This window comes from Escherichia sp. Marseille-Q3837, assembly GCF_916618735.1.
In the GTDB taxonomy this organism is placed as follows: domain Bacteria; phylum Pseudomonadota; class Gammaproteobacteria; order Enterobacterales; family Enterobacteriaceae; genus Escherichia; species Escherichia ruysiae.
Map to the genome: position 1 here is coordinate 3,120,869 of NZ_CAKAKC010000001.1, position 11,416 is coordinate 3,132,284.

An 11,416-nucleotide genomic window follows, 5' to 3' on the forward strand; every position below is an offset into this window, starting at 1 on the left:
CACATTTGCGAAATGAATCAAAAAGCCCGCAGCGACGTGCGGGCGTTAGTTTTTAGCGCACGACCAGCACGGAGCACTCTGCATGACGCACGACGGCGGCGGCGTTAGAGCCGAGCAGGTAGGTGGTGATATCCGGTCGATGGGAGGCAATGATGATCATATGAGCAGGGATCTTTTTCGCCATTTCCAGAATGCGGTCTTTTGGCGAACCTTCTTCAACATGAACATGCACTCTGTCAGTCGGCAGTTTGAATTTTTTAATTATCTCTTCCAGTTGCGATTTAGCTTCCGCTTTCAGGTCATCCATTGCCGGCAATTCTGCGGAATACGCTAAACCCAGAGAGGCATAGTAGGGCAGCGAAGGTATTACCGTCAGGAAATGAACCTCTGCATCATCAATCTTTGCCTCGGCCTCAACGTGACTAATCACGCGTTGAGTTAATTCTGAATCGGAAATATCGATAGGGACAAGAATCGTTCTGTTCATAAAACCTCCTGTTTTAGTATCCGCATAAAGTGTAACGCCAGATGAGGTCTTTTGTATAATGACGGAGTTCACATTTTTAATTTAGATTAAGCAGGATTCAATAAGTAGAAAAAGCCCGCCAGAGAGGCGGGCAGGCAGGATTAGAACTGATAAACCAGACCTAAAGCGACAATATCATCGGTAGAGATACCGTTGGCAGCGTAGAAGCTGTCATCTTCATCCAACAAGTTAATTTTATAATCAACATAGGTAGACATATTTTTGTTGAAATAATATGTCGCGCCAACGTCGGCGTATTTGACCAGATCTTTATCGTCAACACCGGCCGGATTATCAGCACCACCGGCAGCATTCAGGTCACGCCCTTTAGACATCAGGAAAGACACTGCCGGACGCAGACCAAAGTCAAACTGATATTGGGCAGTGACTTCAAAGTTCTGGGTCTTGTTCGCAACGGCGTAATCGCTGTTGCCAAATGGTGTCATATTACGCGTTTCGGAATACATGGTTGCCAGATAAATGTTGTTAGCATCATATTTTAATCCGGCAGTCCAGGCATCGGCTTTATCGCCACCTGCCGCAGTATGGTTGACCTGATCATTGGTGCGGTCTGAGGAGGTGTATGCCGCGCCCGCGCTAAAGCCCATACCTAAATCGTAGGTTGTGGAAAGCCCCCAGCCGTCGCCGTTTTCATGACGAACATCACGTCCGTTGTTGGTGCCTTCCTGACCGTTGTTTGCACCTTCGTTATTACCCTGATACTGCACTGCGAAGTTCAGACCATTAACCAGGTCGAAGAAATCAGTATTACGATATGTCGCTACCCCATTAGCACGACCAGTCATAAAGTTGTCTGCATTGGTGTAGGAGTCACCGCCAAATTCTGGCAGCATATCGGTCCAGCCCTCTACGTCGTACATTACACCGTAATTACGTCCGTAATCGAAAGAACCGTAATTTGCAAACTTCAATCCGGCGAATGCCAGACGAGTCCAGGACTGGTTTTTTGAGGATTCAGTATTGTTTGCCTGAATATTGTATTCCCACTGACCATAGCCAGTGAGTTGATCGTTAATTTGTGTTTCGCCTTTAAATCCAAGACGTGCATAGCTCTGATCGCCATCTTTTGCAGAACTATCAGAAAAATAATGCAGGCCATCAACTTTGCCATAAAGATCTAATTTATTGCCGTCTTTATTATAAATTTCTGCTGCATGTACAGCACCTGCGGCGAGCAGGGCAGGGATTAAGAGTGCCAGTATTTTGCTTTTCATTGAAAAAATCCTTTAGTTATTTTATTTGCCTTTTTCTCCCCGTTTGGGAAGTGAAAACATCCTAAAGGAAAAGTTCCATTAGCCGATAAATGTCATTTGTTACGCCTTAAGTAAAACCTTAATCAAATAATTCCTGAGAAATGATGATTGGTTTGGTGAATGATTTGATGGTTATACATACAAAATAAAAATTATACTTTTAAAAAATGATGCGTTATTCTGCGTGGGTTATATGCCTTTATTGTCACAGATATTATTTGTTGTTGGGTCATTGCTATAGTTATTTCTTTCCCAACAAATAAAAAGACAAGCCCGAACTTTCATTCGGGCTTTTTTTTCGTTCTGGATAATCCTTATCCGACGACGCTACTCGGTGCCACTTTTATCCGTTTTTCCTGCCATTTGCGCGAGGAAGTCATAGCGTTTTTGCAGATCGGCTGCGGCATCTTTCCATAACTGTTCCGCCACTTCTGGCTGTTGCGAATTCAGACGGCGGAAACGTTGCTCATGGAGCAATGTCTCTTCCAGAGCCTCTGATGGCGGACGTGAATCCAGCGCCAGTGGCAGTTTGCCTTCATCAGCACGACGTGGATCAAAGCGATACAGCGGCCAGAAGCCGGTTGCGGTGAGTTGGCGCATCTGGTCGTGACTCAATGCCAGGTCATAACCGTGCTCTTCACATGGACTGTAAGCAATGATCAGCGACGGCCCAGGATAGGCTTCCGCTTCCTGAATTGCTTTTACCGTCTGGTTCAACTGCGCGCCGAGAGAAATCTGCGCCACATAAACATGACCGTACATCATCATACTGACGCCGAGGTCTTTACGCGCTTTGCGTTTACCGTGTTCGCCAAACTTAGTCACCGCGCCGAGCGGCGTGGCTTTTGACGCCTGACCACCGGTATTGGAATAGCATTGCGTGTCCAGCACCAGAATGTTGACGTTTTCCGTCAGGCTTAATACATGATCCAGACCTCCGAAGCCGATATCGTAAGCCCAGCCATCGCCACCTATCAGCCAGATTGATTTTTCCACCAGCGCATCAGCGTCGCGTAGTAGTTCATGAGCTTCACTCACATCTTTGAGATGCTGGCGCAGCGTGGCAACCTGTTCGCGACGAACGTCTGGCGTGGCATCTGATTTCAACGCTGCCAGTAACTCCGCAGGAATTTTATCAGCAAACTGATCCAGCAGACGCAATACGCGGACACGATGCTGATCGACCGTCAGGCGGAAGCCCAGGCCAAATTCGGCGTTATCTTCAAACAGTGAGTTCGCCCATGCTGGGCCTCGACCGTTGGCATCAGTGGTATACGGTGTGGACGGCAGATTACCGCCGTAAATTGACGAACAGCCCGTGGCGTTAGCGATTAACATCCGGTCGCCATAGAGTTGAGTCAGCAATTTGATATATGGCGTTTCGCCACAACCGGAACAAGCACCAGAATATTCAAACAGCGGTGTGATTAACTGCGAAGTCCGAATATCAATACGTTCCAGTTTGCTGCGGTCGATTTCTGGTAAGTTGAGGAAGAAGTCGTAATTGATTTTCTCTTCTTCCACATGTTCCAGACGCGACATCATATTGATGGCTTTGATCTCTGGATTCTGGCGGTCTTTCGCCGGGCAAACTTCAACACACAAATTACAGCCGGTGCAATCTTCCGGTGCGACCTGCAACACATATTTCTGCCCGCGCATATCGCGCGATTTTACATCCAGTGAATGCAGGCTGGCAGGGGCGTTTTCCATTGCTTCGGGCGGCACCACTTTTGCGCGAATAGCTGAATGTGGGCAAGCGGCGACGCAATGGTTACATTGGGTACAGAGTTCCTCTTTCCAGATAGGGATCTCTTCGGCGATATTGCGTTTTTCCCAGCGCGTGGTTCCCATCGGCCATGTGCCGTCTGGCGGCAGCGCCGAAACGGGGAGGGCATCGCCAAGTCCGGCGAGCATCGCAGCGGTAACGGTTTTAACGAAATCAGGTGCAGCATCGGAAACCACCGGTGGACGATTCGCACTATGCGGATTGACCGGCTGTAACGGGACTTCTTCCACGGATTCTCGCGCCAGCGCCAGTGCCTGCCAGTTACGTTCCACCAGATCCTGGCCTTTGCTGCTGTAGCTTTTGGCAATCGCCCCCTGCAACTCGGCCAGGGCGCTGTCGCCAGGCAGAATTTGCGTCAGGTGAAAAAACGCCATTTGCATTACGGTGTTAATACGAGCCGCCAGTCCACATTCACGCGCGATTTTCGCTGCGTTAATGACATACAAGCGTGCTTTTTTCTGATTCAGTACTGCCTGCACTTCTTGCGGCAACCGCGACCAGACGTCATCGGCACTGTACGGGGTGTTAAGCAGGAAAATGCCGCCGGGTTTCAGACGTTCTGCCATCTGATATTTGTCGATAAACTGCAACTGGTGGCAGCCAACAAAATCAGCCTGGGGAATCAGATATGCAGAACGAATTGGATGTTCGCTCACGCGCAGGTGAGAAACTGTCAGACCACCGGCTTTTTTGGAGTCGTAAACAAAATAACCCTGTGCATACCACGGCGTGGAGTTACCAATAATCTTGATATTATTTTTGGTCGCGGAAACGCTGCCATCACTGCCCAGACCATAAAACAGGGCTTCCAGCTTCGCGGAGTTTGGCAGGGTATTTTCTGGCAATGGTAGCGACAGATTGGTTACATCATCGTAAATACCGACGGTAAAACGGGGTTTTGGTTTGGCTGTGTTAAGTTCGGCAAATACTGCCAGCACGCAATCCGGGCCAAACTCTTTGGACGATAAGCCATAGCGCCCGCCAATGACGCGTGGCAGTGTTTCACGCTCGCCATTATTAAAAGCTTCCGCCAGCGCGGTCATTACGTCCAGATACAGTGGTTCTGCCTGGGCGCCCGGTTCTTTGGTGCGATCCAGCACCGCGACAGTTCGCACAGAGTCTGGCAATGTTTGCAGTAAATGTTTGGCGGAGAACGGGCGGTATAGTCGAACTTTCAGCACCCCGACTTTTTCGCCACGGGTAAGTAACTCATCAACCACTTCTTCACAAGTACCGATGGCAGATCCCATCAGGATAATCACCCGTTCTGCTTGTGGATGCCCGTAGTATTCAAAAGGCTGATACTGACGACCCGTAGCGGCGGCGAAATCATTCATCGCCTGTTCAACATGGTCGTAAACTGCGTTGTACCACGGGTTAGTAGCTTCACGAGACTGGAAGTAAGTATCAGGATTGGCGGATGTACCGCGAATCACCGGATGTTCCGGGTTCAGCGCGCGGGCGCGGTGGGCATCAATTTCTGCCTGCGGCATCAGTTCAAGAATCGTGTCGTCAGCCAGTGGAACAATTTTGTTGATCTCGTGGGACGTGCGGAAACCATCAAAAAAATGAATAAACGGCACACGGCTTTTTAGTGTCGCGATATGCGAAATGAGGGCGAAGTCCTGCGCTTCCTGAACGTTTGCTGCACACAACATGGCGCAACCGGTTTGGCGCACGGCCATCACATCTGAATGATCGCCAAAAATAGAGAGTGCATGAGTAGCGACGGTACGCGCTGCTACATGCAGTACAAACGGCGTCAGTTCGCCCGCCAGTTTGTACAACGTCGGAATCATCAGCAGTAAACCCTGCGATGATGTAAACGATGTCGAGAGAGCCCCCGTTTGCAACGCGCCGTGCACGGTCGCGATAGCACCAGCTTCTGACTGCATTTCAACCACACGAGGCGTATCTCCCCACACGTTTTTCAAGCCGTTTCCGGCCCAGGCATCGGCCTGTTCCGCCATCGTGGAACTTGGGGTAATAGGGTAGATGGCGATAACTTCACTGGTGCGAAATGCCACCGAAGCTACCGCGCCATTACCGTCAATTGTGATCATACGACACCCTTACATTGCGCAAATGAGGGGCACACGAAAAAGCTGCGCGCCCAGTAGTTATCTCTCAATTTTAGCAAATGGCCTTCTGTTGCATTTTCGCTTTTGTGTCCCTCATATCTGCGTAATGAATGTTTTGATCAAACAGTGGACAAAAAAATAGCGATAAAAAAGTAACAATGCGTTGCAACACACATAGTTGTTCTCGACGTAGTCGTCTGTGCTGCCTATTATTTACGGCGGTGTCGTTTGGTTTAAAGATTAGAGGAAGTAAAGATGCGAGCAGCGTTGTGGGTCGGGTGTGCCGCTTTATTGTTATCGGCGTGTAGTAGTGAACCAGTTCAGCAGGCAACTGCGGCGCATGTGGCGCCTGGTTTAAAAGCGTCCATGTCCAGTAGCGGTGAAGCAAATTGCGCGATGATTGGTGGTTCGCTATCCGTTGCCCGCCAGCTAGACGGAACGGCTATTGGCATGTGTGCATTACCCAACGGCAAACGCTGTAGCGAACAGTCACTTGCCGCCGGAAGCTGTGGCAGCTATTAATTCATTAAATCCGCCAGCTTATAGGTTAATGTCTGTTTCACGGTGGCCAGCGTTAACTGGTTCGCAGTCAGATCGACTTGCGCACCTTCTTTCAGCATTTCGCTGATGGTGTGATCGAGTTCATTAAGCTGAGGAGTGGCACACATCATGCGGGTCATTGCCAGCCCTTTAACTTTCAGTTCACCGCCAGAAAGTTTACCCTCGCCGCTAAAGCGGTTGCACATGTTGCCGGAAATCATCATCTTTTCACCAAAGCTGATTTCTGGCGGGTTTTTATCGCTGGTAACAGGTTGACCGTTGACACTTTCCAGCACAAAGCGGTGATGCTGTAATTGTTCTGGCGTCACAGCAATTTTGTCATTACTTACACATCCCGCCATCAGCAGGCTTAACGCAACAAGCGCGGCTACTTTCTTCATTTTGGTTCTCAACTTAAGGTATAAATCAGGTGCTGACTGCCGAATGCAACGCGACGCGTCTTATCCGTCCTGCAAAACATATTTTAAGAATAGAGGATGAAAGATCTTTGGGGATTATCTGAATAAGCTCCCCTGACTTGCAGGGGAGCAGCAAGATTAAACCAGTTCGTTCGGGCAGGGTTCGCCTTTTTCCAGATTGCTTAAGTTTTGCAGCGTGGTCTGGGAAATACTGGTCAGAGCTTCTGCCGTCAGGAATGCCTGGTGTCCGGTAAACAGCACGTTATGGCAGGCAGACAGACGACGGAACACGTCATCCTGGATCACGTCGTTGGATTTATCTTCAAAGAACAGATCGCGTTCGTTTTCATACACGTCCATCCCCAGCGAGCCAATTTTCTGGTTTTTCAGAGCTTCAATTGCCGCCTGAGAATCAATCAATGCACCACGACTGGTGTTGACGATCATTACGCCGTTTTTCATCTGTTCAAACGCTGCCTCATTCAGCAGGTGGTAGTTCTCCGGCGTCAGTGGGCAGTGCAGGGAGATAACGTCTGATTCAGAGAATAGGGTCGGCAGATCAACATACTCCACACCAAGTTCCAGCGCCGCCGCACTTGGGTACGGATCGAACGCAAGCAGACGCATACCAAAACCTTTCAGAATGCGCAGCATCGCCACACCGATCTTACCGGTGCCGATAACGCCCGCTGTTTTGCCATACATGGTAAAGCCAGTCAGACCTTCCAGAGAGAAGTTGGCGTCACGGGTACGCTGGTACGCGCGGTGAATACGGCGGTTCAGCGTCATCATCATACCGATAGCGTGTTCAGCGACGGCTTCCGGATCGTAGGCTGGAACACGGACTACTTTCAGCCCAAGTTCTTTTGCCGCATCAAGATCGACGTTATTGAAACCGGCACAGCGCAGGGCGATATATTTAACGCCGTGCTTTTTCAGCTCTTCCAGCACCGGGCGGCTGCCGTCATCGTTTACGAAAATACATACCGCTTCGCAGCCATTGGCGGTTTTGGCGGTTTTTTCCGTCAGCAGAAAGTCAAAAAATTCCAGCTCAAAGCCAAAGGACTCGTTCACCTGTTGCAGGTACTTCTTGTCGTACTGTTTTGTGCTATAAACGGCGAGTTTCATAAGACTTTCTCCAGTGATGTTGAATCACATTTAAGCTACTAAAAATATTTTACAAAATTTAAAATATAATTGAAAGCTATGACCATATTGAAAAATTCATCAACAACTATGCTTAGTGTAGGCGCAACCTTCAACTGAACGGTTAAACATGCCACAATACCCGTATTGAACGCTTAATTTTTCGCTAAATCAGGATATTAACTACCCATGTTGGGTAAATATAAAGCTGTTCTCGCGCTGCTATTACTGATTATTCTTGTGCCGTTGACGTTGCTAATGACGCTCGGATTGTGGGTTCCCACGCTGGCGGGCATCTGGCTACCGCTCGGGACACGTATTGCATTAGATGAAAGCCCACGCATTACGCGTAAAGGTTTAATCATTCCCGATCTCCGTTATCTGGTGGGAGATTGTCAGCTTGCGCATATCACCAACGCCAGCCTTTCACATCCCAGCCGCTGGTTATTGAACGTTGGCACGGTAGAACTTGATTCTGCTTGCCTGGCGAAATTGCCGCAGACAGAGCAATCTCCAGCCGCCCCGAAAACCCTCGCGCAGTGGCAGGCCATGTTGCCTAACACCTGGATCAATATCGATAAACTGATTTTTTCTCCCTGGCAGGAATGGCAGGGAAAACTCTCTCTCGCATTAACCTCTGATATCCAGCAACTGCGTTATCAGGGCGAAAAAGTTAAATTTCAAGGCCTGCTTAAAGGGCAACAATTTACAGTCAGCGAACTGGATGTTGCCGCGTTTGAAAATCAGCCGCCGGTAAAACTGGTGGGGGAATTTACTCTGCCGCTAGTGCCGGATGGGCTTCCTGTAAGTGGTCATGCTACCGCGACGTTGAATTTGCCGCAGGAACCGTCGCTGGTGGATGCTGAACTCGAGTGGCAGGAAAATAGCGGGCAATTGATTGTGATGGCACGAGATACCGGCGATCCGTTGCTCGATTTACCGTGGGAAATTACCCGTCAGCAATTGACTGTCAGTGATGGTCGCTGGAGCTGGCCATATGAAGGTTTTCCCCTTAGTGGGCGATTGGGTGTCAAAGTCGATAACTGGCAGGCCGGACTTGAGAACGCATTGGTTAGTGGTCGACTGAGTGTGCTGACCCAGGGGCAAGCAGGTAAGGGCAATGCGGTGCTTAATTTTGGCCCAGGAAAATTAAGCATGGATAACAGCCAGCTGCCTCTGCAGCTGACCGGTGAAGCGAAACAGGCGGACCTCATTTTATATGCCCGCTTACCCGCGCAGCTAAGTGGAAGTCTGACTGACCCAACGCTGGCCTTTGAGCCAGGCGCGTTATTACGTTCGAAGGGAAGAGTCATCGATTCGCTGGACATCGATGAAATCCGTTGGCCATTAGCGGGTGTAAAAGTCACCCAACGTGGTGTTGACGGACGTTTGCAGGCCATTTTGCAGGCACATGAAAATGAACTGGGCGACTTTGTGCTGCATATGGATGGTCAGGCGAATGATTTTCTCCCTGATGCAGGACGCTGGCAGTGGCGTTACTGGGGAAAAGGCAGTTTTACCCCGATGAATGCCACCTGGGATGTCGCAGGAAAAGGTGAGTGGCATGACAGCACGATTACGCTTACCGATCTTTCGACCGGTTTCGACCAGTTGCAATATGGCACGATGACGGTAGAAAAGCCGCGCTTAATTCTTGAGAAACCTGTTGTCTGGGTACGCGACACGCAGAATCCGTCTTTTAGTGGTGCGCTTTCGCTGGATGCAGGGCAAACGCTTTTCACGGGGGGCAGCGTGTTACCGCCATCAACCTTAAAATTTAGTGTTGAAGGGCGCGAACCAACTTATTTCCTCTTCAAAGGCGATTTACATGCTGGCGAGATTGGTCCGGTACGGGTAAATGGTCGCTGGGACGGTATTCGTCTGCGCGGTAACGCCTGGTGGCCTAAACAATCACTCACTGTATTTCAGCCGCTGGTGCCACCTGACTGGAAGATGAACCTACGCGATGGCGAGCTGTATGCTCAGGTAGCCTTTTCCGCTGCGCCTGATCAAGGCTTCCGTGCGGGGGGGCATGGCGTATTAAAAGGTGGCAGCGCCTGGATGCCTGATAACCAGGTCAACGGCGTCGACTTTGTACTACCGTTCCGTTTTGGCGACGGTGCGTGGCACCTGGGGACGCGGCGACCTGTATCATTACGTATTGCTGAAGTGGTTAACCTTGTGACAGCAAAAAATATCACAGCCGATCTTCAAGGGCGTTATCCGTGGACCGAAGACGAACCCTTGCTACTGACCAATGTGAGTGTTGATGTTTTAGGCGGTAACGTGCTGATGAAACAATTACGTATGCCGCAGCACGATCCGGCGCTATTGCGCCTGAATAATCTCTCATCCAGTGAACTGGTTAGCGCCGTCAACCCGAAACAATTCGCCATGTCAGGAGCATTTAGCGGTGCATTGCCATTATGGCTGAATAATGAAAAATGGATTGTAAAAGATGGTTGGCTGGCAAACTCAGGTCCCATGACCTTACGTCTGGATAAAGACACTGCGGATGCAGTAGCAAAAGACAATATGACCGCTGGAACCGCCATCAACTGGTTGCGCTATATGGAAATTAGCCGTTCATCGACAAAAATTAATTTAGATAATCTCGGTGTGTTAACCATGCAGGCAACGATTAGCGGTAATAGTCGGGTTGATGGCAAAACAGGCACTGTGAATCTTAATTACAGTCACGAAGAAAATATTTTTACGTTATGGCGCAGTTTACGCTTTGGCGATAATCTCCAGGCGTGGCTGGAACAGAATGCCCGTATCCCGGAAAATGACTGCCCGTCAGGAAAAGAATGTGAGGAAAAACAATGAAAATAGTGATAGCCGCGCTCGCGTCCTCTTTTATGTTGGTTGGTTGCACTCCGCGCATAGAGGTGGCTGCGCCGAAGGAGCCAATCACCATTAATATGAACGTTAAAATTGAGCATGAGATCATCATCAAAGCGGACAAAGATGTTGAAGACCTGCTTAAAACTCGTAGCGATCTTTTTTGAGGTCATGATGAAAAGAACATTACTCATAATAGTGTGGATTATTGGCCTGATGAGTAGCAGTGCGATGGCATTAACTCTGAATGAAGCCAGAAGTCAGGGGCGGGTCGGTGAAACGCTTAATGGTTACCTGGTGGCGCTGGAAACGGATGCTGAAACACAGGCATTGGTAAGAGATATTAATGAAGCTCGTAATCGTAGTTACCAGCAACTGGCAAAACAGAATAATGTATCCACAGATGAGATAGCGAAACTGGCAGGGCAAAAACTTGTCGCGCGTGCGAAGCCGGGTGAATATGTACAGGGGATTAATGGTATATGGTTGCGAAAATAAATTATATTTCATAACAACATGTTTATTACATATGTTTATATGATTCTTTGTGTTTTTAGCCAGGTAAGTCTTATTAACTGATTTGCTTATATATTCTCTTATTATCTCGTCTGTTAATTACAATTCATCATTTGTGTGGATGCGAGCCAATAATCTATTCATGATATAAATGGATTATTAATGTCTTTTTCTCGCCTGTTTTTAATTATTGTTTGAAATGACTTGCTCGCAGAATATAATTTAATAAATGCTCTGATGTGGTTTTTAAACTGCTTCGCCTTAATATTCGCCATACAAAT

General features: G+C 48.7%; 9 protein-coding genes. 4 read left to right on the forward strand and 5 right to left on the reverse strand.

The genetic code is table 11. From position 1 onward, the window contains the following. Window positions 1–52 precede the first annotated feature (52 nt). The 3 genes from uspF to nifJ form a co-directional block, all read right to left on the reverse strand. The gene (uspF, locus tag LG381_RS15030; protein WP_001082294.1) at window positions 53–487 is read right to left on the reverse strand and encodes a universal stress protein UspF; all 435 of its coding nucleotides are present in this window, start codon (window positions 485–487) and stop codon (window positions 53–55) included. 140 nt (window positions 488–627) lie between these two features. Beyond that, window positions 628–1,761, reverse strand: a complete 1,134-nt coding sequence (ompN, locus tag LG381_RS15035) for a porin OmpN (RefSeq protein WP_000836968.1) — start codon at window positions 1,759–1,761, stop codon at window positions 628–630. Between the two features lie 366 nt (window positions 1,762–2,127). Further along, the gene (gene nifJ / locus LG381_RS15040; RefSeq protein ID WP_225762586.1) at window positions 2,128–5,652 is read right to left on the reverse strand and encodes a pyruvate:ferredoxin (flavodoxin) oxidoreductase; all 3,525 of its coding nucleotides are present in this window, start codon (window positions 5,650–5,652) and stop codon (window positions 2,128–2,130) included. 273 nt (window positions 5,653–5,925) lie between these two features. Between nifJ and LG381_RS15045 the strand changes: the two genes are divergently transcribed. Then, the gene (locus LG381_RS15045; RefSeq protein WP_001200698.1) at window positions 5,926–6,192 is read left to right on the forward strand and encodes a DUF333 domain-containing protein; all 267 of its coding nucleotides are present in this window, start codon (window positions 5,926–5,928) and stop codon (window positions 6,190–6,192) included. Here LG381_RS15045 and hslJ read toward each other — a convergent pair. Both hslJ and ldhA read right to left on the reverse strand, forming a co-directional pair. Beyond that, a complete protein-coding gene (hslJ, locus tag LG381_RS15050; RefSeq protein ID WP_225762587.1) occupies window positions 6,189–6,611 on the reverse strand; it encodes a heat shock protein HslJ in 423 nt (140 codons plus the stop codon). The genes LG381_RS15045 and hslJ overlap by 4 nt on opposite strands. A gap of 156 nt (window positions 6,612–6,767) precedes the next feature. After that, complete coding sequence (ldhA, locus tag LG381_RS15055; protein ID WP_000762235.1) at window positions 6,768–7,757, reverse strand: D-lactate dehydrogenase; 990 nt, start codon at window positions 7,755–7,757, stop codon at window positions 6,768–6,770. Window positions 7,758–7,964: 207 nt separating this feature from the next. Here ldhA and LG381_RS15060 point away from each other — a divergent pair, with 207 nt between their 5' ends. The 3 genes from LG381_RS15060 to LG381_RS15070 are packed head-to-tail and all read left to right on the forward strand — an operon-like array spanning window position 7,965 to window position 11,117. Continuing rightward, entirely contained in the window at window positions 7,965–10,604 is a 2,640-nt protein-coding gene (locus LG381_RS15060) for a YdbH family protein (protein ID WP_222679756.1), read from the forward strand. After that, window positions 10,601–10,786, forward strand: a complete 186-nt coding sequence (locus LG381_RS15065; RefSeq protein ID WP_000706311.1) for a YnbE family lipoprotein — start codon at window positions 10,601–10,603, stop codon at window positions 10,784–10,786. Before LG381_RS15060 ends, LG381_RS15065 begins: the two co-directional genes overlap by 4 nt. Window positions 10,787–10,793: 7 nt before the next feature. Beyond that, window positions 10,794–11,117: a YdbL family protein gene (locus LG381_RS15070; RefSeq protein ID WP_000831643.1), complete on the forward strand. Its 324-nt coding sequence runs from the start codon at window positions 10,794–10,796 to the stop codon at window positions 11,115–11,117. Window positions 11,118–11,416 lie beyond the last annotated feature (299 nt).